Annotated in this window: 18 protein-coding genes; 12 read left to right on the top strand and 6 right to left on the bottom strand. The window is 58.4% G+C overall.

Annotated elements, in window-relative coordinates:
- The first annotated feature begins 3 nt into the window (after positions 1-3).
- From carB to pyrE, 5 genes are all read left to right on the top strand, one after another.
- Positions 4-3,192 carry a carbamoyl-phosphate synthase large subunit gene (carB, locus tag EL26_RS16975; protein ID WP_038091594.1) on the top strand — a complete coding sequence of 1,063 codons (3,189 nt, stop codon included), beginning with the start codon at positions 4-6 and terminating at the stop codon, positions 3,190-3,192.
- A gap of 50 nt (positions 3,193-3,242) precedes the next feature.
- Positions 3,243-4,013: a dihydroorotate dehydrogenase electron transfer subunit gene (locus tag EL26_RS16970; RefSeq protein WP_038091592.1), complete on the top strand. Its 771-nt coding sequence runs from the start codon at positions 3,243-3,245 to the stop codon at positions 4,011-4,013.
- Entirely contained in the window at positions 4,010-4,921 is a 912-nt protein-coding gene (locus tag EL26_RS16965) for a dihydroorotate dehydrogenase (RefSeq protein WP_038091590.1), read from the top strand. The genes EL26_RS16970 and EL26_RS16965 overlap by 4 nt, the downstream gene beginning before the upstream one ends.
- Positions 4,922-4,982: 61 nt before the next feature.
- On the top strand, positions 4,983-5,735 hold the full coding sequence (gene pyrF, locus EL26_RS16960) for an orotidine-5'-phosphate decarboxylase (RefSeq protein ID WP_238546138.1): 753 nt from the start codon (positions 4,983-4,985) through the stop codon (positions 5,733-5,735).
- Positions 5,732-6,364, top strand: coding sequence for an orotate phosphoribosyltransferase (pyrE, locus tag EL26_RS16955; RefSeq protein ID WP_038091588.1), 633 nt, complete (start codon positions 5,732-5,734; stop codon positions 6,362-6,364). The genes pyrF and pyrE overlap by 4 nt, the downstream gene beginning before the upstream one ends.
- A 34-nt stretch (positions 6,365-6,398) precedes the next feature.
- On the opposite strand, the gene EL26_RS16950 is transcribed toward pyrE, so the two are convergent.
- The 3 genes from EL26_RS16950 to EL26_RS16940 are packed head-to-tail and all read right to left on the bottom strand — an operon-like array spanning position 6,399 to position 9,906.
- Positions 6,399-7,496, bottom strand: a complete 1,098-nt coding sequence (locus EL26_RS16950; protein ID WP_038091587.1) for a Ger(x)C family spore germination protein — start codon at positions 7,494-7,496, stop codon at positions 6,399-6,401.
- A complete protein-coding gene (locus EL26_RS16945; RefSeq protein WP_038091585.1) occupies positions 7,493-8,578 on the bottom strand; it encodes a GerAB/ArcD/ProY family transporter in 1,086 nt (361 codons plus the stop codon). The genes EL26_RS16950 and EL26_RS16945 overlap by 4 nt, the downstream gene beginning before the upstream one ends.
- Entirely contained in the window at positions 8,575-9,906 is a 1,332-nt protein-coding gene (locus tag EL26_RS16940; protein WP_038091583.1) for a spore germination protein, read from the bottom strand. Before EL26_RS16940 ends, EL26_RS16945 begins: the two co-directional genes overlap by 4 nt.
- 140 nt (positions 9,907-10,046) lie before the next feature.
- Here EL26_RS16940 and EL26_RS16935 point away from each other — a divergent pair, with 140 nt between their 5' ends.
- Positions 10,047-10,325 (top strand): late competence development ComFB family protein, encoded by a 279-nt coding sequence (locus EL26_RS16935; protein WP_038091581.1) that lies wholly within the window; start codon positions 10,047-10,049, stop codon positions 10,323-10,325.
- Positions 10,326-10,416: 91 nt separating this feature from the next.
- The gene (locus tag EL26_RS16930; RefSeq protein WP_038091579.1) at positions 10,417-11,103 is read left to right on the top strand and encodes a Crp/Fnr family transcriptional regulator; all 687 of its coding nucleotides are present in this window, start codon (positions 10,417-10,419) and stop codon (positions 11,101-11,103) included.
- Between the two features lie 121 nt (positions 11,104-11,224).
- Here the strand turns inward: EL26_RS16930 and EL26_RS16925 are convergent, their stop codons facing one another.
- The 3 genes from EL26_RS16925 to EL26_RS16915 form a co-directional block, all read right to left on the bottom strand.
- The gene (locus EL26_RS16925; protein WP_038091577.1) at positions 11,225-13,315 is read right to left on the bottom strand and encodes a putative bifunctional diguanylate cyclase/phosphodiesterase; all 2,091 of its coding nucleotides are present in this window, start codon (positions 13,313-13,315) and stop codon (positions 11,225-11,227) included.
- A 132-nt stretch (positions 13,316-13,447) separates the two neighbouring features.
- Positions 13,448-14,155, bottom strand: a complete 708-nt coding sequence (locus EL26_RS16920) for a Type 1 glutamine amidotransferase-like domain-containing protein (protein ID WP_038091575.1) — start codon at positions 14,153-14,155, stop codon at positions 13,448-13,450.
- 142 nt (positions 14,156-14,297) lie between these two features.
- The gene (locus EL26_RS16915; protein ID WP_038091574.1) at positions 14,298-14,486 is read right to left on the bottom strand and encodes a hypothetical protein; all 189 of its coding nucleotides are present in this window, start codon (positions 14,484-14,486) and stop codon (positions 14,298-14,300) included.
- Positions 14,487-14,577: 91 nt separating this feature from the next.
- On the opposite strand from EL26_RS16915, the gene EL26_RS16910 reads away from it, so the two are divergent.
- The 5 genes from EL26_RS16910 (at position 14,578) to EL26_RS16890 (ending at position 22,292) form a co-directional block, all read left to right on the top strand.
- Positions 14,578-15,429 (top strand): alpha/beta hydrolase, encoded by an 852-nt coding sequence (locus EL26_RS16910; protein WP_052036513.1) that lies wholly within the window; start codon positions 14,578-14,580, stop codon positions 15,427-15,429.
- A 323-nt stretch (positions 15,430-15,752) separates the two neighbouring features.
- A complete protein-coding gene (gene abc-f / locus EL26_RS16905) occupies positions 15,753-17,588 on the top strand; it encodes a ribosomal protection-like ABC-F family protein (RefSeq protein WP_038091572.1) in 1,836 nt (611 codons plus the stop codon).
- A 153-nt stretch (positions 17,589-17,741) separates the two neighbouring features.
- Positions 17,742-19,865, top strand: a complete 2,124-nt coding sequence (locus EL26_RS16900; protein ID WP_081857287.1) for a spore germination protein — start codon at positions 17,742-17,744, stop codon at positions 19,863-19,865.
- Entirely contained in the window at positions 19,862-20,989 is a 1,128-nt protein-coding gene (locus EL26_RS16895; protein ID WP_038091569.1) for a GerAB/ArcD/ProY family transporter, read from the top strand. Before EL26_RS16900 ends, EL26_RS16895 begins: the two co-directional genes overlap by 4 nt.
- A complete protein-coding gene (locus tag EL26_RS16890; protein WP_038091566.1) occupies positions 20,955-22,292 on the top strand; it encodes a Ger(x)C family spore germination protein in 1,338 nt (445 codons plus the stop codon). Before EL26_RS16895 ends, EL26_RS16890 begins: the two co-directional genes overlap by 35 nt.
- The last annotated feature ends 18 nt before the right edge of the window (positions 22,293-22,310 follow it).

Genomic DNA, 22,310 nt, shown 5'->3' with positions numbered 1-22,310 from the left:
ACCATGCCGTTGCGCACAGACCTCAAGAAAATCCTCGTCATCGGATCGGGCCCGATCATCATCGGCCAAGCGGCAGAGTTTGACTACGCCGGCACGCAAGCTTGCCAATCGCTGCGGGAAGAAGGCATCGAAGTCGTTCTCGTCAACTCCAACCCGGCGACGATCATGACCGACCTCGACATGGCGGACAAAGTCTACGTCGAGCCGCTCACACCGGAATTCGTCGCGCAGATCATCCGCCAAGAGCGCCCGGACGGCCTGCTTGCCACGCTCGGCGGTCAAACCGGCCTCAATCTCGCCGTCAAACTGCACGAGATGGGCGTTCTCCAAGAAGAGGGCGTCGAGTTGCTCGGCACGTCGCTGGCGTCGATTCAACAAGCGGAAGACCGCGAACAGTTCCGCGCCCTGATGCGTGAACTGGGCGAGCCGGTGCCGGAATCGGAAATCGTCAACACGTACGAAGAAGCGAAAGCGTTCGCCGAAGAACTCGGCTTCCCGATCATCATTCGCCCGGCGTACACGCTCGGCGGCTCGGGCGGCGGCATCGCGGCGAACTGGTCGGAGTACGAAGAGATCGTCAACCGCGGCTTGACCCTCTCGCCGATCTCGCAAGTGCTCGTCGAGCGCTCCATCGCCGGGTTCAAAGAAGTCGAGTACGAAGTCATGCGCGACAAAAACGACAACTGCATCGTCGTCTGCAACATGGAGAACTTCGATCCGGTCGGCATCCACACCGGCGATTCCATCGTCGTGGCACCGTCGCAAACGCTCTCCGACCACGAATACCAGATGCTGCGCCACTCGTCGCTGAAAATCATCCGCGCGCTCGGCATCGAGGGCGGTTGCAACGTGCAGTTCGCGCTCGACCCGCACAGCTTCAACTACTACCTGATCGAAGTCAACCCGCGCGTCTCCCGCTCGTCGGCGCTGGCGTCGAAAGCGACAGGTTACCCGATTGCGAAAATTGCGTCCAAGATCGCCATCGGCTACACCTTGGACGAAATCATCAACCCGGTCACGAAAAACACCTACGCCTGCTTCGAACCGGCGCTCGATTACGTCGTCACCAAGATCCCGCGCTGGCCGTTTGACAAGTTCATCACCGCCAAGCGCGTCCTCGGCACGCAGATGAAAGCGACCGGCGAAGTCATGGCGATCGAGCGCTCCTTTGAAGCGTCGCTGATGAAAGCGGTGCGGTCGCTGGAGATCGGCCTCGATTCGCTCGACCTGCCGGGTGCGGACGAACTGTCCGTCGAACAGCTGGAGAAGCGCTTGATCCACGCCGACGACGAGCGCCTGTTCCTCGTCGCGGAAGCTCTCAAGCGCGGTTACACCGTCGAGCAACTGCACGACCTGACCAAGATCGACCGCTGGTTCCTGCACAAATTGAGCGGGATCGTGGAACTCCTGAACGACATCGCCGCAAACGGCCTCGGCGAGCAAAACTTGACCCAAGCGAAAAAGTGGGCGATCCCGGACACCACGATCGCCCGCTACGCCGACACCACGGAAGAGGAAGTGTACGGCACCCGCCAACATCTCGGCCTGCGCCCCGTCTATAAAATGGTCGACACCTGCGCCGCCGAATTTGAATCGGCGACCCCGTACTACTACTCGGCGTACGAGCAGGAAGACGAAGTGGAATCCAGCGAGAAGAAAAAAGTCATCGTCCTCGGCTCCGGCCCGATTCGCATCGGCCAAGGCATCGAGTTCGACTACTGCTCCGTCCACGCGGTCTGGGGCTTGAAGAAAGCGGGCTACGAATCGGTCATCATCAACAACAACCCGGAGACCGTCTCCACCGACTTCAACACGTCCGACCGCCTGTACTTCGAGCCGCTGCACATCGAGGACGTCATGCACGTCATCGACCGCGAGCAGCCGGAGGGCGTCATCGTGCAGTTCGGCGGCCAGACGGCGATCAACCTCGCCGCACCGCTCGTCAAGCGCGGCGTGAAAATCCTCGGCACGCAGCTTGAAGACATCGACCGCGCCGAAGACCGCGAGAAATTCGACCAGTTGCTCACCGAACTGAACATCCCGCGCCCGGAAGGCCGCACCGTGTTCACGGTCGAAGCGGCGGTGGAAGCGGCGAACACCATCGGCTATCCGGTCGTCGTCCGCCCGTCCTACGTCCTCGGCGGCCGCGCGATGGAGATCGTGCACAGCGAGCAAGACCTGCTCTACTACATGACGCACGCCGTCAAAGTCAACCGAGAACATCCGGTGCTCGTCGACTGCTACCTGACCGGTTTGGAAGTGGAAGTCGACGCGATCTCCGACGGAGAGAACGTGCTGATTCCGGGGATTATGGAACACGTCGAGCGCGCAGGCGTGCACTCCGGCGACTCCATCGCCGTGTACCCGACACAGCGGCTCTACCCGCATCTGAAGGAAGAGATCATCGAATACACCACCCGCATCGCCCGCGCGCTGAACGTTAAGGGCTTGCTGAACATCCAATACGTCGTCTCAAAAGACAAAGTCTACATCATCGAAGTCAACCCGCGTTCTTCCCGCACCGTGCCGTTCCTCTCGAAGATCACCGGCGTGCCGATGGTGGACGTGGCGACCAAGATCATCTTCGGCGAATCGCTGACGGAGCAAGGCTACCAGCCGGGCCTCTGGCCGGAGCCGACCCAGAACGTCGCCGTCAAAGTTCCGGTGTTCTCGTTTGCCAAACTGCGCCGCGTCGACGTCACGCTCGGTCCGGAAATGAAATCGACCGGCGAAGTCATGGGCCAAGACATCACGTTTGCCAAAGCGCTCTACAAAGGCTTGCTGGCGGCAGGCATCTCGATTCCGGAGCACGGCACGATCATCGCGACGATCGCCGACAAAGACAAGCAAGAAGCGCTGCCGATCCTGCGCGGCTACTACCACCTCGGCTTTAAATTCGTCGCGACGGCGGGCACCGCGAAACTCCTGCGCGACAACGGCATCCAAGTGACAGAAGTCAACAAGCTCCAAGAGACGGAGAACACGCTGGTCGACCTGATCCGCCGAGGCGAGACGAACATGGTCATCAACACGCTGACCAAGGGCAAGGACGTCACCCGCGACGGGTTCCGCATCCGCCGCGAAACGGTCGAACACGGCATCCCGTGCCTGACCTCGCTCGACACCGCCCAAGCGATGCTCGACGTGCTGAGCTCAATCAAATTCTCGACCCGCCCGCTGCAAAAAAACTAGCGGCAAAAAAGGAATAGGCAAAAAATCCAGACAAAAAGGGGCGTGAGAGCATGGCACGGCTGACCATCCTCGAACATCGCGAAATCGCCGACAACATGCGCTGGCTGCTGTTTGAAGCGCCGAAAGACTTGCAGTATCAACCGGGACAATTCCTGCACATCCGCGTGACCGACGGAGTGGACCACCTGCTCCGCCGCCCGATTTCGCTGTGCAAAGTCGACGGGGGCCGCAAGGCCCTGGGCGTAGCTTACCGCGTCGGCGGCAAAGGCACGAAACTGCTCGCCGGCAAAAACGTCGGCGACACGCTCGACGTGCTGGGGCCGCTTGGCAAGGGCTTCAAACTCCATGAAGGCGACCGACACGCCATTCTCGTCGGCGGCGGCATCGGCGTGCCTCCGATGGTGGAACTGGCGGACCAACTGCACCGAAACGGCGTCAAAGTCACCGCGATCGTCGGCTTCCAATCGAAGAGCGTCGCGATCTTGATCGACGACTTGAAACAGTACGGCGACGTTCTCGTCTCCACCAACGACGGATCGCTTGGACGCCAAGGATTCGTGACCGACTACATGACCGACGAACTGCTCGCTTCCGCCGACCGCTTCTACGCGTGCGGCCCGACCCCGATGTTGCGCGCCGTGCAAGCCAAAATGGAGGGACGGGTAGCAGGCTACCTGTCGCTTGAAGAGCGGATGGGCTGCGGAATCGGCGCGTGCATGGCGTGCGTCACGTCTTGCCGGCTCGCGGACGGCAGCATCGGATACAAAAAAGTTTGCAAGGACGGCCCTGTCTTCCCGGCACCGGAGGTGTACTTCGCATGATCGATCTCTCCGTCAACATCGGATCACTCAAACTGAAAAACCCTGTCATGCCCGCATCCGGCTGCTTCTCGTTCGGCAAGGAATACGCGGACTTCTACGACCTTTCGCAACTGGGAGCGATCGTCGTCAAAGCGACGACGCTGGAGCCGCGCCTCGGCAACCCGACCCCGCGCGTGGCGGAAACGCCGGGCGGCATGCTCAACGCCATCGGCCTGCAAAACCCCGGCGTGGAGAAAGTGATCGCCGAAGAGTTGCCGCATCTGCGCAAGTATGACATCCCGGTGATCGTCAACGTCGCCGGAACGACCGTCGAGGACTATGTGGCGGTCACGGAACGTTTGATGGACTCCGAAGACGTCGACGCGATTGAAGTGAACATCTCCTGCCCGAACGTCAAGTGCGGCGGCATCCAATTCGGCACCGACCCGGCGCAAGCGGCGCACGTCACCGAATCGATCAAGAAAGTCTCCAAAGTCCCCGTCATCGTCAAACTGTCGCCGAACGTCACCGACATCGTCTCGATGGCGAAAGCGGTGGAAGCCGCGGGTGCGGACGCGATCTCGATGATCAACACGCTCGTCGGCATGAGCATCGACCTGAATCGAAAAAAACCCCTCATCGCCAACGGGGTCGGCGGTCTGTCCGGCCCGGCGGTCAAACCGGTGGCGGTGCGCATGACCTACCAAGTGGCGCAAGCGATCCAGATTCCGATCATCGGCATGGGCGGGATCATGGACGGCGAAGACGCGATCGAATTCCTGATGGCGGGCGCCGCGGCGGTCGCGGTGGGCACGGCGAACTTCGTCAACCCGCTGGCGTGCCCGGAGATCATCGACGGCATCCGTCAGTACTGCGAGCAAAACGGCGTCGCGAGCGTGAGCGACCTCACGGGCGTTGCTTGGAAATAATCTGAAATCATCTGCAGCGTAAAACCATGTGCTGCGACACGAGAGAACGGGAGAGATGTGCATGACGAACCTGAGACCGGCTGATAAAATCTTCGTCGCCCTCGACTACGACAACATGGACGACGCGCTGCGACTCGCCGACCGCCTCGGCGACACGATCAAGACGATGAAAGTCGGCCTGCAGCTTTTTTTCAAAAGCGGGCCGGCGATCTTGGATCGTTTGCATGAGAGGGGCTTTCAAGTCTTCATGGACTGCAAATTCCACGACATCCCGAACACCGTGGCGGGCGCGTCCGACTCGGTCACGTCGCACGGCGTCTACATGTTCAACGTGCATGTCGGCGGGGGACTGGAGATGATGCGCCGCGCCAAGCAAGCGGCGGTCGCACGGGCACAGGCGCTCGGCATCGCCGTTCCGAAAGTGATCGGCGTCACGCAGTTGACGTCGACGGCAAAACAGGTGCTAAACGAGGAAATCGGCATCCCGGGCGACGTGCAAAGCACCGTCATCCGCTACGCCCGCCTCGCCCAAGAAGCGGGACTCGACGGCGTCGTCGCGTCCGGGCATGAAATCGAGGGCATCCGCCAAGCGTGCGGAGACGAGTTCCTCACCGTCATCCCCGGCATCCGTCCCGTATGGGCGGCGGCGAACGACCAAGTGCGGATCATGACGCCGACCGACGCGCTGCGAGCGGGAGCCTCGTACCTCGTGATCGGGCGCGCAATCACGCACGCAGACGACCCGCGCGACGCGGCACTGCGCATCCTCGAAGAAGTACAACAATCGGAGCCATCGGAGGGACCTCACCAATGACCACTGCGAACCTCGGCGACAAAGTCGCCAAAGCCCTGCTCGACATCAAAGCCGTCGCGCTTAAACCGCACGATCCGTTTATCTGGTCGTCCGGCCTGCGCTCGCCGATCTACTGTGACAACCGCTTGACGATCTCCTACCCGGAAATCCGCGAGATGATCGCGGAGGGCTTGGCGGCACTGATCCAAGAGCAGTACGGAGATGTGGACGTGATCGCAGGAGCGGCGACGGCGGGCATCCCGCATGCGGCGTGGGTGGCGCAAAAACTCAACAAGCCGATGGTCTACGTGCGCTCCTCTCCGAAGAAGCACGGCACCGGCTCGCTGATTGAAGGCGTACTCCACGAAGGGCAAACCGTCGTCGTTATCGAAGACCTGATCTCCACGGGCGGCTCGTCTTTGAAAGTCGTGGAAGGCGTCCGTCAAGCGGGCGGCAAAGTCTTGGGCGTTGCGGCGATTTTCTCCTACGAATTCGAGAGTGCCGTCCAGAACTTCCAAGCGGCAGACTGCCCGTTTGCCACCCTGTCCAACTACTCCAAACTTCTGCCGATCGCCGTCCAAGAAAACTACGTCGACGAGGGCGACCTCGAACTGCTGCGCAAGTGGAAGGACGCGCCGGAGAAGTACTAAATAAAAATCCCCTCCATTCGTGGAAGGGGATTTTTTATTCAATCACGCCGGAGCCGCGCAAGTTCACTTTCACCTGCACGTCGAACTGGAGGGAGGGATACATCTTCTTCCAAGCCGCCACCTCCTGGTCGACGTCGTCCCAGTGTGTGGCGCGGTAATACAGTCCGAACTCGTACGGGTCGAGATGTTGATCGCGGAATTTTTCGAGCAGGGTCTTGATGTCTTTTTGGATTTTGCGGCCGAGTTGGTCGCTGACTTTCAACAGGTCTTGCTCCTTCACGACTTGATCCTGACTTTCGACCAACGTGCCGCCGAGCTTGATTTTCACCGTCGCCGTCGGTTTTGGCGATTCGGTGAGGGAGCGCGAGACAGAAATCTGGTCCGCGTGAAACACGAACCGCTTCCCGTCCTGCTCCAACACATACTCGTACTTGTTTTGCGATCGGACCAGCGTGTTAAACAGCACGGTCTCGTCGGCGTTGAGCCGGAGTTTGGCGCGTTTGCCGTCCATCACGTAGGCGTTGTCGATCGTAAAGTGCCCCTCCCGCGCTTTGATGATCGGCAGCACCGGCGAACTGCCCGGTTCTTCGTTGGCGCGAAAGAAATCAAACAAATAGCGGGAGACGGTGAACTCCGATTCCACTCCGATCTGGCCAAACGACAGAAACAGGGCGTTGGAAGGGAGCCGCTCGAAGTTCGGTTTGACCCGCAACACCTCTTCGGCGTTGGGACTGCCGACGCCGACCCATGCGATTTGCTGCAAAAAACGGGCACGCACCATCCAGTCCAGCGCATCGCGGTAGTCGTCTTCGGCGAGTTCCTTCCCAAACACCAGCATCTTGGTGTGCCCGAAGTCAAACTCCTTGTCCACGTTGGCTTTTAAGTGCTGGACGGCGTTGGAGATTGTGCTGTCGTCCACGGCGTACACGTCAAACGACTCCTTGCCCATCTGCACCTGGCCGCTCGGAATCGCCACTTTCAAGGATACATGATACGGCTTCTTCGGGTCTTTGGATTTGTCTACGCCGATCGACACGACGAAGAAGCGTTTGTCGAGGTCTTTGAACTCACAGCCGCTTTGCAACAGCGTTGCGCATAACAACACGAACAGCGCGAGTCGGCGTCTCTTCATGACGATTTCTTCCACCTCCTGACGCCGTAGACCACGCTGGCAATCAACAGAAACTCAGCCGCCAAGCGGATCACCAACCAATTGGAAGTAAACCGGTACATCAGATGTTCGTTGAGGAGAAACTTTTGCATCCCCACTGCCGAGAGGGAGAACACGGCGAGGATGATCACGCGGCGCATTTTTCTCGGAGTGGAGAACAAGCTGTCGATCAGTTGACACCCCACGTGCCACGTGACAATCGTGCAGAGTGTCGACAGGATGAGGTACAGCAGAAGAAACGGCCCGACCACGCGTTCGATGAAAAAAAACTCCATCCGCATCGAGTCGGCGGTCGACATCCACGGAAACGCGTACCGCTCCACGGAGAAACTGCCGAGAAACCCGATCGGGATCAAAAACGACGTCAAGATGACCGACAACCCCATCACGCCCAACATCCAATAGTGCAACGGTTTCAAGCGCGAGGGAAAGTGGCGGCCGAAGATCGCCATGTTGACAAAGCCGGAAAACAGAAAGGTCGCGGCTCCAACACTTTTGAGATCCGGAAGGGACCAGAGATGTGTGGCGATGTCCGACACTTCCAACCAATTCATCGACTTGCTGAACAACGCCTTGCCGAGCAAGAACACAATCACCGGCACCACAAAGATGAACAGCACTTCCACCCCGTACATCACCAAGTCGCTTTCCAGATAGGACACACCGATCACCAAGAGCAACAAGATGGTCAGAATCATCAGAGAGGACGTTTCCGGCGACAGAAAGCGGCGTGTCATCTCCGTATATACCACCACACTCATCGCACCGGCCGTCATCCAGACGGCGGAAAGCAGCACGAGAAACGGCACGCGAATCCAAGTCGGAAACGTGGCCTGCAACATCTTGGACAGGGTGAATCCCTCGACTTTTTGGATCTGTTTCGTGAAGACAATCAACAGAGCCATGCTGACCGGAACGGCGACAACCGCCGACATCATGCCGCTGCCGAAGCGATTTTCCAGCAACACGTGCGGGACGAACATCACGACGTTGGTGAGCATGTTCAAGATCACCAAGTAAAAAAAGTACCGGTTCTCCCTCATGGCTTCCGTTCCTTTCGAAACATCTTCACATACGGGACCTCGAAGGTGCGATGCGAGGACAGGTAGAACACCAACCCCATCAACCCCACGATCAACCCGAAAAACCCGAACAGCGTGGAGAGGAGCACCAGCGGGTACTTGCAGACGCGGATCGCAAAACTCATTGCGTTGACAGGGATCACGAAGTTGGAAATCGCCACCACGGAGATGATGATGATCATGATATCGCTGACCAACCCCGCCTGCGTCGCGGCTTGACCAAGAATCAAACCGCCCACCGTCGTCGCCGTCGGCCCGATCGCCCGCGGCAGCCGGATGCTCGCTTCCGTCAGAAATTCCATCATCAAGAGCATGAAGATCACTTCCAGATAGGAAGGGTAGGGGACGGCCGCCCGGGACGAAGCGATGGAGAAGGTGAGCTGTACCCGCACGAATTCCGGGTTGAACGACGTGATGATGATGTACAGCGACGGCATGATCAACGTCAACACCAGCCCGATGTAGCGCAGCGTCTGCAGAAACCGCCCGACCATGTTTTGCATGTACATATCGTCCATCGCGCTGAAAAAATCGGAGAAAATCGTCGGCACGATCAACGCGTACAGCGCTTTGTCGGTGAGCAGCACCAACTTGCCGTTGGCGAGGTTGTGGACGGTGCGGTCCGGCCGCTCCGTGATCATCATCGTCGGGAAGAGGCGAATCGTGCGGTGTTCGATCAGTTTTTCCAATTGGCCGGCCGCTTGGAGCACTTCGATGCGGATGTTTTGCAGGCGCTTGCGGAGATCTTCCAACTGTTTGGGATTGACCAGGTCTTGGTCGTAGAGCAGCGCGATTTTCGTTTTTGAAATCGTCCCGATCACGAACATCTCCACTCGCAGCGTCGGAGTTTGATAGCGGGCACGCACCAAGTTTAAGTTGGTTTCGATCTTTTCCGTGTACGCGTCCTGCGGGCCTTGCACCGCTGTTTCGACGTTGGCTTCTTTGGTGTTGGAGTTGTTGTTCAACGTCGCTTCGAACAAAATCAGCTCGTCGCCGAGGAACACGGCGAGAAAGCCTTGCAACAGCTTCTCGGTGATGGCGTCGACGCGGTCGCCGCGCTGACTGCCGGGGAAGGAGAGCAGGAAATTCTCGTATTGCTCTCGGTTTTGCAGGTCCCAAAACGGCACGATCACAAAGCGTTGCACTTTCTGCGGGTCGCACAAGGTCTTGATGTAGAGCAGCCGTGCCGTGAGTTCACCAGACTTCATCTCGCGGTCCTCGACATCGTCCGATTGGGCGAGTTCCTCCGACAAGATGCGTTTGAGTTGTTCGGAATCAGACTTTCGCAACGGCTCCTCTCCTTTCGAACGACTTTTGAATAGTATGAAGCAAAGGCAGGAGAATTATGGAGTAGAGGAGAACTTTTGTTACTGCGACTCAGATTCACATCGATTCTCGATTCATTTATTCGAAACAGCGGGGGACGCCGATGAAAGTGATTAATTTGATGGAACAGATCGTGGAGGACGTGCTGGTCGAGCACTGGAACAACTTACGCTTGCCTTGTGATTGCGAGATTTGCAAGAACGACGTGCTTGCCCTCGCCCTGAACGCTTTGCCGACCCGTTATGTCTCCAACGACAAAGGACGCATGATCGTACAGGCCCGGATGATGAACGAACAGTACCAAGCCGATGTGCTGCGCGAGTTGAGTCGAGCCGCTTGTGTGGTGGCGGTCAAACCCTCTCATACGAGTGAGAATAGTTGAGAATGCCTGTTGCAGTCTCCTTCCAGTTGTGTTACTTTAGAAAGTGAAGCGACACACCGAATCTAGGAAACACATGGGGAGGGCAGTCAAGATGAGTGAAATTTGTGAAATCTGTTCCCTCAAGACATACGAGCTGTTCAGGGACTTGAATGAGGAAGAATTGGACCAACTAGGACGTGGCTCCGTCCCGACCACGGTGCCGAAGCGGGAGTATATTTTTACTCCGGATGAACCGAGCAACCAGATCTACATGCTGAAGTCGGGCCGCGTGCGGATTTCCCGCTTGTCGGAAACCGGCAAGCACTTCACCTTGGTCATCTTGGAGCCGGGTGATATCTTCGGCGAGAGCGCGCTGTTTGACGACGAGCCGCGCCGCAACTTTGCCGAAGCGCTCGACGATGCGCAGATTTGCATGATCGACAAGCGCGAATTCGAGAAAGTCGCGATGAACAACCCGAGCGTCTCGCTGAAGATCGCGCAGATCGTCGAGCACCGTTTGACCGAAGCGCAAGAGCAAATTGAGAACTTGGTGTTCTACGATGTGCAGACCCGCCTGGCGCGCCTCTTGTTGAAGCTCGCCGACATCCACGGCGAACGCGTCGAGCAGGGCGTGCAGATCGGGATCAAACTGACGCACGAGGACATCGCCTCGCTGATCGGCTCGACGCGGGAAACCACGTCGAAGATCCTGAACGAATTCAAAGCCAACGGCTGGATCGACGTCAAGAAGCGTCAGATTATCTTGGTGGATCAGAAAGTTTTGGCGGAAATGAAATAGGTCATGAACTAGCAAAAACCCCGCGACTCCTGTGCGCGGGGTTTTTTATGTGGTCGGGTTGTAGCCGAGGGCTACAGGCAGCCGAGGGCTACAGGCAGCCGAGGGCTACAGGCAGCCAAGGCTACAGCCAGTTTTGCAAGAGCTGTTCCAGCATCTGCGCCGGCAGCGGGCGGGAGAACAGGTAGCCCTGCATCTCGAAGCAGCCGAGGCGATGCAAGTACAGTTGCTGGTCTTTCGTCTCGACGCCTTCGACGATCAAATCGAGCTTGAGGGAGTTGGCCATCGCCACAATCGCCGAGACGATCGACGCGTCGTCCGGGTCGCTGGTGATGTCGGTGATGAAGGAACGGTCGATTTTGAGCTTGTGGATCGGGAATTTCTTGAGATAGGAGAGCGATGAAAACCCGGTGCCGAAATCGTCGATGGAAATCTGCACGCCGAGGTTGACCAGTTGCTCCAGTTTGGCGACCACTTGCTCGACGTTGTTCATCGCGATGCTCTCCGTAATCTCCAGTTCGAGATAGCGCGGGTCGAGTCCCGTGTCGACGAGAATTTGGTGGATTTTCTCCACGAGGTCTTGCTCTTGGAACTGAATCAGCGACAAGTTGACCGCCATCCGCATCGGCTTGCGGCCTTCTTGCAACCAGCGCTGGCCGTCTTCGCACGCTTTCTTCAACACCCATTCGCCGATCGGCACGATCAAGCCGGTCTCTTCGGCGAGCGGAATGAAGTGGATCGGTGAGAGCAGGCCGCGCTCCGGATGCTGCCAGCGCACCAGCGCTTCCATGCCGGTGATCTGCCCGGTGGAGACGTTGACTTGCGGTTGGTAGTGCAGCACGAACTCCTCGCGCTCAATCGCTTTGCGCAGTTCTCGCTCCAGCTGCAGATGCTGGATGGCGTCTTCGTTCATCACGTCGGTGTAGAGTTGGAAGTTGTTCTTGCCGTGCTCTTTGATCCGGTACATCGCGATGTCGGCGTTCTTCATCAGCGTGTCGGCGTCGCGGCCGTTTTCCGGATAGAGCGCGATGCCGATCGACGTGGTGACGTGCACTTCGTTTCCGTCGACGTTGAGCGGGCGGCGGATGACTTCCATGATCTTCTTGGACATGTCGATCGCGTCTTGGGCACCTTGGATATTCGGCATCAAAAGCGTGAATTCGTCGCCGCCCATCCGGCACAGCGTCTCTTCGTGCGTGACGCAGGACTGCAAGCGCTCCGAGACCGCCTGCAGCACATGATCGCCGAACGCGTGGCCGAGCGAATCGTTGATGACTTTGAAGCGGTCGAGGTCGATGAACAGCACGGCGAGTTTGTCTCCGTTTTGCTCCGCCGTTTCGATGCTCTCCGTCAGCCGGTTGCGGAACAGGCGACGGTTGGGCAGGTCGGTCAAGCAGTCGGTGAACGCCATGTGGTTGATGAGTTGCTCCGCTTGTTTTTGGACGGTGATGTCCTTGGCGATGCAGAAGAACCCGATCATTTCGCCGTCTACATCAATGGGCAACGAGATGACGGAGATGTCGACCAATCGGCCGTCTTTGTGTACAATTGTCGCTTCGACTTCCTGCTTGGTGCCGGGATTGGCGGCAAAGTGGTTGAGCAACGACAGCTCTTTGAACTCCGGCAGCAACAGCATCGTATGATCTCGGTACAACAGCTCTTCCGGGGTATATCCCGTGATCGTTTCCACGGCCGGGTTCAGTTCGGTGAAACGGCCTTGGAGATCGACGGAGTAGATGGCGTTCGGGTTGTTTTCAAACAGCGACTTGTAGCGCTGTTCGCTGACTTTTAAACGGCGCTCGTCCGCTTTGCGGTCGGAGATGTTGCGCAGGATGCACGCATAAGACGTGACTTGACCCGAATCGTCCAAGATCGGCGTGATCGTCTCGCTGGCGGTAAACAGCGTGCCGTCCTTGCACAGACGAATTTCTTCGGAGGCCGTCCCGGTAAACGAATGGGTCTTCAGGCGTTGCTGGAATTCCGGCAGCAGCCGATCCGGTACAAACGGCAGCTGTTGGCCGATCGCTTCGTCTGCCGTCCAACCGAAAATATGTTCAAACGTGTCGTTTACACGTACGATATGCCCCGTGAGGTCGATGACGATAAACGCCACGGTGGAGTTGTTGACGAACGCCTCGAATTGTTCCTTCATCGCACGAAGTTCATCTTCCAATCGTCTGAGTTCATCCGTTTGATTGTTCTTGGCTGACAACAAAGTCCATTCCCCCCTCTATCTCTAGATGTCTTCTACTAGCACTTCGACATCTTTTTGGAAAATCATGCTGATACGGCACAACTTTGCAAAATAATTAAAAGGAACTGCCGGATAAGCAGTTCCTTGAAAGGGTCAGCCGAGATAGTTCGTGTCGAGTTCGTCCTCCGTCACGACGCCGTCGACCACGTTCAATCGATAGCCTTTGGCGTTTGGACGGGAAGAGACCACGCGGTGCAGGTCGGTGCCGATGAAGTGCAGACCCGCGCCGTCGTCCGCCGCGAAACCGGCAGGGATCAGCCCTTCACGGAGCTGTCGATGATAGGTGGGTCGGCGTTCTGCTTCGCCGTCGTAGTGCGGGCAGTTGCTGCCGGGGAGGAAGCCGAGGCCGTTCATGTAGTGGAGTTGTTTCGGAATGACCGAGTCGGTCACGCCGTGCTCAAACCAGCAGATCGACCCGGCGCTCAGTCCCGCCAGCACGATGCCTTGCTCCCACGCTTTGCGCAGGATGACGTCAACGCCCCATTCCTTCCACAGCACGATCATGTTGCGCGTGTTCCCGCCGCCGACGTAGATCACGTCCTGCGTGAGCAGGTAACCTTCGAGATCGGACGTGCCCGGATGGTGGTGGAACAGCGAGAGATGGTTCGGCTCGCAAGTCAGCGTGCTCATCGACTCGTAGAAGCGCTCCGTATAGCCCGCGGAATCGCCGCTCGCCGTCGGGAGGAAACAGACTTTCGGGCGTTCCTTGCCGGTCTGCGCCAGAATGTATTCGTCGAGCAACAGGTTGTCCGGCTCCATCGAAAAACCGCCGCCGCCCATCGCGATGATTTGTTTTTTCATGGGGAAGGTCGCCTCCTGAATTGCCTGTGATTACCACTCATCATACCAAACTCCTCCGATTTTGGGAATTGTGCGACAGTTTGCTATCAGCGTATAATGAGGGCACGCAAGCCAAAAAGACCCGCTTGGCGCAGGTCTTTTTTTACGACACCATTCTCTCGCGCGTCTGCTCCGGCTTGCGTTTGGACACGACGCGGACTTTGGGGGGATGGGGCTTCTTCTTGGAGGAGCGAAATTGTGTGACCAGGAACAACAGACCGATGCATTCGGCGAGGTTGCCGAAGACATTGAGAGTGTCTCGCAGGAGGGTGAACCAGTTTTGATCCTCCATCTGGGGTTCCCTCCTTTCCGGTTTCGAGGTTTTGCTGTCGATTGTATGTCGAGTGGACAGCCGGCAGAACATAGAGGAGGCTGAAATTGGGATGACTTTGCTTGATTTGCATACACAGATTCTCCCCGCCGACACGGCGCATTCGCGTTCCGTGCCGTTGACCGTCGTGTTGGTGCACGGGGCGGGCGAACACAGCGGGCGATACGGGCATGTGATAGAAGCGCTGCAGAAGCACGGCATCTCCGTGATCACCGGCGATCTGCCGGGGCACGGGCGTTCCGGCGGGATCTCCGGCCATGTCGATTCGTTTGACGAATACCTCGACAGCGTCGAGAAGTGGATGCGTCTCGCCGAAGAACAGAGCGGAGAATCCGGTCACGTGCTGATCATCGGCCACAGCATGGGCGGTCTCGTCACGACGCGCTATCTCCAAGAGCGGGGGACGAATCATCCGAACTTGATCGGCGCGGTGCTTTCTTCGCCCTGCCTCAAGCTCGCTCTCGAAGTGCCTCCTTGGAAAAAAAGCCTCGCCGGCGTTCTCAATTCGCTGGCGCCGCGCCTGCGCATGGCAAGCGGGATCAAGCCGTCCGACGTGTCGCGCCATCCCGGCGTCGTCAGCGAATACGGAAGCGATCCGCTGATGGGACGCAAAGTGTCGGTGCGCTGGTTCCAAGAACTTGGCCACGCGATGGAGAGTGCCGTCGCCAAAGCGGGGCAGATCACGATTCCGCTGCTTGTCATGCAAGCGGGTCAAGACCGCCTCGTCGACGCGGCCGTCGCCCCGGTGTTTTACAACAAACTGCCGGCGCACCCGTTGCATCAATTCGTGCCGTATCACAACCTCTACCACGAATTGTTCAACGAGCCGGAGCGCGAGGAAGTGTTGGACACGACGCTGTCGTGGATCGAGACTTGTCAAAACGCGGCTGTCCGCATATACTGAGCGTGAAGGGGAATTTTTTCCCAATCTCTGAAAGGTGGTATCGAAACTCCGACATGAACAATTCTGTGTCCGTATTCTAATTGCACCCGAACTCAAGAGGTGTGGATGGAAGGCAGACGCGGCTTGCCAACGCAAGCGGCGGGTAGGGGCGTCGTATGTCTGTTGCGCCGGACTCCCGCGAATTGAACCCATGTGCGGAGAGATCAGATGCCGTTTTTTTCAGCGATTTCATCTGATGAGTTGAGCCGTGGGCGCGTCTGTGCCCACGGCTTTTTTGACGAGGGTGCCTGTTGTTCTCAAGGGAGAATCAGGAGGGATGCCCGATGTCATTTGTATTGAAATTGAACGATGTGAAAAAAGGATTCGGCACGCGCACGATTTTTGAAGGAATCAGCGCGGGGATCGTGCACGGCGAAAAAGTTGCGCTCGTCGGCCCGAACGGGGTTGGCAAGACCACGCTGTTGAAACTGTTGACCGGAGCGGAACAACCGGATGAAGGCGTGATCGTTTGGGACAAAACGATTGAGCGCGTCGGGCTGTTGACGCAAACGGTCGAGTACGCCGAAGGAGAGACGATTTGGGACTATGTGCGTCGAGCGAGGGCGGGACTTATGACCTTGGAAGCGGAACTGCAGAGGCTGGAAGTCCTGCTTGGCGGGTCGACTATTTCCCGAGAAATAGATCCATGGATGCAAGACTACGGGACGATCCAACAGCAATACGAGGAGTTGGGCGGATATTCCTATGACTTTGAGGTCGAGCGCGTGCTGCGCGAAGTCGGGTTGCCGGATGCGATCTGGCAGAATTCCGTGCTCCACGCCAGCGGCGGGCAGAAAACTCGCGCTCAACTCGCCCGCCTCTTGCTGCTTGACCCGCAACTTCTCTTGCTTGACGAGCCGACCAACCATCTGGATGCAGAGACGATGGATTGGTTGGAAGCGGTGATCCGCTCCTTCTCCGGCACGGTGATCACCGTTTCGCACGATCGCTGGTTTCTGGACCGGATCGCCACGCGGGTGTTGGAGTTGCGTCCGAACGCATTGGGTTCGTATCCGGGGAATTACACAGCGTATGTCAAGGAGAAAGAGCGCGAGCGCATCGCGCAGATGACGTTGTACCGAAAGCAGCAAGCGGAAATCAAAGCTCTGGAAGAAGCGATTCAACGCTACCGCAAGTGGTACCACCTCGCGCACGAGGCGGCGGCCGGTCCGGGAGCCAAAGCCAAAGCGAAGGGACATATCCGCCGGATGTGGAGCAAGCAAAAGCAGTTGGACCGCGTCGAGCAGAACAAAGTCGCGCTCCCGCAGGAAGCGGCGTCGCTTGCGTTCAAGTTTGAAGAGAGCGGGCGGCTTGGCAACCGGGTGTTTCAGTTGGAGGAGGTCGCCGTGCGGTTCGGGCAGCGAACACTGTACGAAGGAGTGAACGTCAGCGTCGAGCGCGGGCAACGCATCGCGCTGGTCGGTCCGAACGGCATCGGCAAAACGACGCTTCTGAAAGTGATCACGGGCGAGTTGGCACCCGCAGACGGCGTCGTCAAACAGAGCCCGTCGGCGCAAATCGGGTACTTCGGCCAAGAGGTGGAGAAATTGAACCCGGAGCGGACGATTCTCGAAGAAGTGCTGGAGGTCGAGGGACTGACAGCCACAGAAGCGCGAACGGTGCTCGCCGGGTTCCTGTTCCGAGGCGTTGCGGTGTTTCGCAAGATCGGGACGTTAAGTCTGGGCGAGAAGTGCCGGGTGGCGTTCGTGAAATTGTACTTCTCCGGTTCGAACGTCCTCGTGCTCGACGAGCCGACGAATTACTTGGACATTCCCGCCCGCGAGCGGATTGAAGCGGCGCTGCTAGACTACCCCGGCACGCTGTTGCTGGTTTCGCACGACCGCTACATGGTGCAAAAGCTGGCGACGCAACTGCTGCTGTTTGCGCCGGGGTCCGTCACGCAGTACCCCGACACGCTGGACGCTTACCGCGAGCATTGTGTGAAACAAGCGCGCACGCCGCAGGAAGCAGAGCGGGAGGAAGCGCGGATGCTGTTGCAGATGCGGTTGTCGCAGTTGGCGGAGCGGTTGAACGACCCGCAGGTGCAAGCGGCGGAGCGCGAGTGGATTCGTTTGCAGATGGACGAGGTGCAGGCGGGCCTGCGCGAACAATCTCTCTAGGAAAACGCTAGGAAACACCGGGAAACAAGACCCTTATCGCGGCGGCGCGGAAGGGTCTTCTTTTTATGGAAAAAACGCGCATGGTTGGCAAGCGGCGGGGGACGCTACCAAGAGAAATTGTTGCATCGGACAGAAAAGGGGAGGGTTGTGGTCGTGAGCATCTTGCAGAAAGCCAGTCGCTGGTTTACGGTGGACGATTCCGTTTTGGACGAGGACTTTTCCTTGGTGCCGGACGACATGCAGGATGGCGGCGAGGAGCAGGGGCCGGATCACCGCAGGAAATCTCAGCGAGAAGAGCGGCCGACACAAAAGCAAAAGCCGGAGGAGAAACCGTCCAAGCGGGAGGAACCTCAAAGCCGCGAACAACGGGAGCACCGGGACGAGCCCAAACCGGCGGCCTCCAAGCCGTCCCCGTCTCCGCGCAAACGCCATCACCGTGTGAAACCCAAAAAGATCGGAGCCCGCCAAGAACCGGAAGCGCGGGAGGAACCGGAAGCGGACACCGCGGAAGACACCGCAGACCGCCTTCCGGAAAAAAACGCCCCTGCCGCCGAGTTGCCGCTCAAAATCCGCCGCCCGCAGAAAAAAAGCCGGTCTCATCAACCCAAGATCATGGGCAAAGAGCTGCAACCCGATCCCAGAACGGAGAACTTGGATTTCAAGCCGACGTACCCGGAGTTCGTCTCTCCCGTGTTGGAGGAGAACCGGCGCACCGTCGAGGACGTGTTCCAAATTCCGCTGAACGCCGACTTCATCATCCGCGACTTCACGATCTCAACCGTCCCGCCCGTGCAGGCGTTTGCCGTGTTCATGGAGGGCTTGAGCGACAAGACGATCATCAACAACCACATCCTCGAACCGTTGATGTTGCTCGCGGAAGTGCCGCATGAGCCCCCGGCGTTGTCGCGGGCGGATCTCTTGCGCAAAACGCTGATTCCCGGCAATCAACTCACGGAAGAAACCAAATGGAAAGCGGTCAAAAACACCATCCTCACCGGCACGACCGCCGTGTTCGTCGACGGGATGAAGGAAGTCCTGCTGGTTGAAACCAAGGGCTTTGAGCACCGCAGCGTCGGCGACACCAAAACCGAGACGGTTGTGCGCGGCCCGCACGATGCGTTCACAGAGCACTTTCGCACCAACACGGGCCTCGTGCGAGCCCGCTTGCGCACGGAGAAGTTGATCACGGAGATTACGCAAGTCGGCGAACTCGCGCCGACCGACGTGGCGATCATGTACGTGGACGGCATCTGCAACCCGAAACTCGTGAGGGAAGTTCGCCGCCGCATTCAGGACGTTAAAGTCGACTTTCTCCAAGACAGCGGCATCCTCGAACAGATGATCGAGGACGGCCCGCCCGGTTATGTCCCGCGGATGCTGGCGACGGAGCGGCCTGACCGCGTGGCGCAATCGCTTTCGGAAGGATATGTCGCCGTGTTCGTCGGGCAAAGTTCGCAAGTGTTGGTGTTGCCGACGATGCTCTGGACGCTGCTGCACACCGCGGAAGACGCCTACATTCGCTATCCGTTCGGGACGTTTTTGCGTTTAATTCGGTTTGCGGCGTTTTTGATTGCGATGCTGTTGCCCGCGCTCTACATCGCCGTCACCAACTACCATCCGGAGATGATCCCGACCGACTTGATGCTGACCATCGCGTCGTCACGGGAGAAAGTTCCGTTTCCCGTCGTGGTGGAAGTGTTGCTGATGGAGATCGCCATCGAGTTGATCCGCGAGGCGGGCATCCGGATTCCGAACGTCATCGGCCCGACGATCGGCATCGTCGGCGCTTTGATTCTCGGGCAAGCGGCGGTGCAGGCGGGCATCGTGTCGCCGTTGCTCGTCATCGTCGTCTCGGTCACGGCGCTGGCGGCGTTTACGATGCCCAACTACAACCTGTCGTTCGCCGTGCGCACGCTGCGCTTCTTGATGATGGCGATGGCGGCGGTGTGGGGGTTTTACGGCATCACGCTTGGCGTGATGGTGCTGCTGACCCATTGGACGACGCTCAAATCGTTTGGCGTTCCGATGATGACGCACGTGGCGCCGTACAAACAATCGTCCGAAGACGTGATCTTGCGCGGTCCGGTATTCAGGCAAGAAGTCCGGCCGGGCGCGCTCTATCCGGGTCTTATGAAGCGGCAGTTGCGCTTTCTTCGCAAGTGGGACCCGCGCACGCATGATTCCAGAGAAGCGGAGGAGCGCATCGACGAAGAAAACCGCAGGATCGACACCGAAGGCATCAACCAATCAGGACGACGGGGAGGGAAAAAGACGTGATCAAAACCGGACACCTCGGCAAACGCGAATTGTTGGCGCTCTCCGTGATCGCTTCGATCGCCGACGTTTCGCTTTTTTACCCGCAGCAGTTGGTGTTGCAAGGCTCGTCGGCCGGGTGGATGATTCCGCTCTTCTCCATGTTGATCACGCTGGGAGTCTGGGCGCTGGCCGGTCCCGTGTTTGCCCGCGAGAAGAAGGAAGACCTGATCACGCTCTGTGAAAAAACGCTCGGGCGCTTTGCCGCCCGCACGATGTGCGTGGTGATCGCCGTGTACATGATGCTCGACATGGTCACGCTCTCCCGCACGTTTACCGAAGCGGTGGTGACCACCGTGTTGCCGCGCTCGCCGATCTCGTTCGTGGCTGTTCCGTTTTTTCTCACGGTGGCGTATTGCGCGTGGAAGGGATTGGAGGGGTTGAGCCGGCTGGCGTTGGTGTTTTGGTCATGGCTGGCGGTGGGGCTCGGGGCGCTATTGGTGCTGAATTTGAACTGGATGCGGCCGGATAAGATTTTTCCGATTCTGGGGTTTGGCGTGACGCCGCTGTTGACCGGCAGCGGCCTGTTTCTCAGCGTGTTTGTGAACCTCTTGGTGCTCACCCTGTTTGGTTCGCGGCTGCGCAAACAGGAAGAGCTGCGCACGATGGGTTTCCTGTCGATCATCGCGATCGGAATGACGTATCTGCTGGTGACGCTCGTGTTCGTGATCGTGTTTTCGCCGGAAGCGGCGATGCGTTCGCCGTTTCCGCTGTATCAGCTGGGGCGTTTGATCTACATCGGGCGCTTCATCCAGCGCTTGGAGGCGGCGTTTGTATTCATCTGGGTTGTGATGGCGGTGCTCAAGATGGCGACGACGCTGTTGATTTCCACGTACCTGTTCGCGACGGTGTTTCGCATGCCGGTCTTCCGGCCGTTGGTTGCGTCGACGGCGTTGATCGTGTTTGCGCTTTCGTTTTACACGCGCAGTTTCGTGGAGACGATCGCGTTTAACAACAAGTACATCGTGACATGGAGTTGGGCGGTCGTGGTCGGGATTCCGTTGCTCGTGGCGACGGCGGTGCGCTTCAAGCGGCGAAAGGAGGAGCGAGAGCATGAAGAAGCACAACGTTCGGCGGATGCTTCTTAGCTTGCTCGTCGTCACCCTGACCGCTTCGGTGTTCGGCACGGGATGTTACGACCGCGTGGAGTTGGAAGGCATGGCGTTTGTCGTCGGCATGGGGCTTGACAAGGGGCCGGACAACACGGTCGACGTGACGGTGCGGATTGCGGTGCCAAGCGAGATGGCGGGCGGCTCCGGCGGGGGAAGCAGCGGAGGAGGCGTGCAATTGGGAGCGTCGCGTCCGCTCACCGTGCGCGCCAACACGATTGCCGGAGCGTTGACGTTGCTCAACGCCACCGTCGAGCGGCGGATCTCGCTGTTGCATTTGACGACGATTTTTATCGGAGAGGACGTTGCCAAGGAGGGCATGTTGAACTTTATCGGGCCGTTGGTGCGGATGCGGGATTTCCGGCGCACGGTCAGTTACTTTGTCGTGCCGGGGGAGGCGCGGGAGCTGTTTCAAGTCAACCAGCCCGTGTTGGAAAAATCGCCGTCGCGCTTCAACGAATCGATCTCGGAGATCGGGCGGAACACGGGGCTTACGGTCACGAACAAACTGCACGAATTTCTGATCGTCACGGAGGGCGCGAACGAAGACCCGGTGGCACCCGTGCTTGCGATCAACAAAAAAGTGCAGCAGCAAGCGGAAGAGAACAAGTCGGCCGGGGGTGGTCAAGGCGGGGGGATGGGGTCCGAAGGAAAGCAAAAAGGCAACCGCCAAGAGATGATGTCCGACTCGGGGGTTTCGTTTAAACCAGGGAAGATCGTCCGGATGGGCGGGAATTCGATTGAGTTCGTCGGGACGGCGATTTTTAAGAAAGACAAACTCGTCACGTATCTGGACGGAATCGAAACTCGGATGTTGCTGATGATCCGCGGGGATTTGCAGCGGACGCAGATGGACTTTCCCGACCCGCAGGAGCAGGGGAAGTACGAGGCGTTGGAGATCAAGCACGCGCGTTCGCCGCAGATGAATTTGGATTTGGAGTCCGACCCGATTCGGATTGAGATCAAACAGAAGTTGGAGGGCGACTTGGTCGGGGTGCAGAGCTCGATCGACTACACCGAGGAGGGCAACATGCGGGTGTTGGAAGACTCGATCAAGAAGACGTTGAAAGAGAAGGAAGAGGCGTTGATGAACCGCCTGTTCCATGAGTATCAAGTCGCGCCGTTCGGCACGTTTCGGCGGGCGCGGAGTCATTTTTGGACGCAGCACGAGTTGGAGCAGTACCCGTTTCGAGATAAGTTGAAGGATGCCAAAGTGAACATCGAAGTGGACCTGAACATCCGCCGAATCGGGGTGCAACTGGCGCCGGTCACGTCGAAATAGAGAGAGGGGGTAGCGGTT

It is taken from the genome of Tumebacillus flagellatus (genome assembly GCF_000714935.1).
Taxonomy (GTDB): domain Bacteria; phylum Bacillota; class Bacilli; order Tumebacillales; family Tumebacillaceae; genus Tumebacillus; species Tumebacillus flagellatus.
Note: the sequence above shows the minus strand (reverse complement) of the source record. Positions and strands in the feature narration are given on the sequence as shown.

Bases quoted from the DNA above. Each gene is read 5' to 3' on its own strand.
- carB (WP_038091594.1), top strand. From the start codon at position 4: ATGCCGTTGCGCACAGACCTCAAGAAAATCCTCGTCATCGGATCGGGC.
- EL26_RS16970 (WP_038091592.1), top strand. From the start codon at position 3,243: ATGGCACGGCTGACCATCCTCGAACATCGCGAAATCGCCGACAACATG.
- EL26_RS16965 (WP_038091590.1), top strand. From the start codon at position 4,010: ATGATCGATCTCTCCGTCAACATCGGATCACTCAAACTGAAAAACCCT.
- pyrF (WP_238546138.1), top strand. From the start codon at position 4,983: ATGACGAACCTGAGACCGGCTGATAAAATCTTCGTCGCCCTCGACTAC.
- pyrE (WP_038091588.1), top strand. From the start codon at position 5,732: ATGACCACTGCGAACCTCGGCGACAAAGTCGCCAAAGCCCTGCTCGAC.
- EL26_RS16950 (WP_038091587.1), bottom strand. From the start codon at position 7,496: ATGAAGAGACGCCGACTCGCGCTGTTCGTGTTGTTATGCGCAACGCTG.
- EL26_RS16945 (WP_038091585.1), bottom strand. From the start codon at position 8,578: ATGAGGGAGAACCGGTACTTTTTTTACTTGGTGATCTTGAACATGCTC.
- EL26_RS16935 (WP_038091581.1), top strand. From the start codon at position 10,047: ATGAAAGTGATTAATTTGATGGAACAGATCGTGGAGGACGTGCTGGTC.
- EL26_RS16930 (WP_038091579.1), top strand. From the start codon at position 10,417: ATGAGTGAAATTTGTGAAATCTGTTCCCTCAAGACATACGAGCTGTTC.
- EL26_RS16920 (WP_038091575.1), bottom strand. From the start codon at position 14,155: ATGAAAAAACAAATCATCGCGATGGGCGGCGGCGGTTTTTCGATGGAG.
- EL26_RS16915 (WP_038091574.1), bottom strand. From the start codon at position 14,486: ATGGAGGATCAAAACTGGTTCACCCTCCTGCGAGACACTCTCAATGTC.
- EL26_RS16910 (WP_052036513.1), top strand. From the start codon at position 14,578: ATGACTTTGCTTGATTTGCATACACAGATTCTCCCCGCCGACACGGCG.
- abc-f (WP_038091572.1), top strand. From the start codon at position 15,753: ATGTCATTTGTATTGAAATTGAACGATGTGAAAAAAGGATTCGGCACG.
- EL26_RS16890 (WP_038091566.1), top strand. From the start codon at position 20,955: ATGAAGAAGCACAACGTTCGGCGGATGCTTCTTAGCTTGCTCGTCGTC.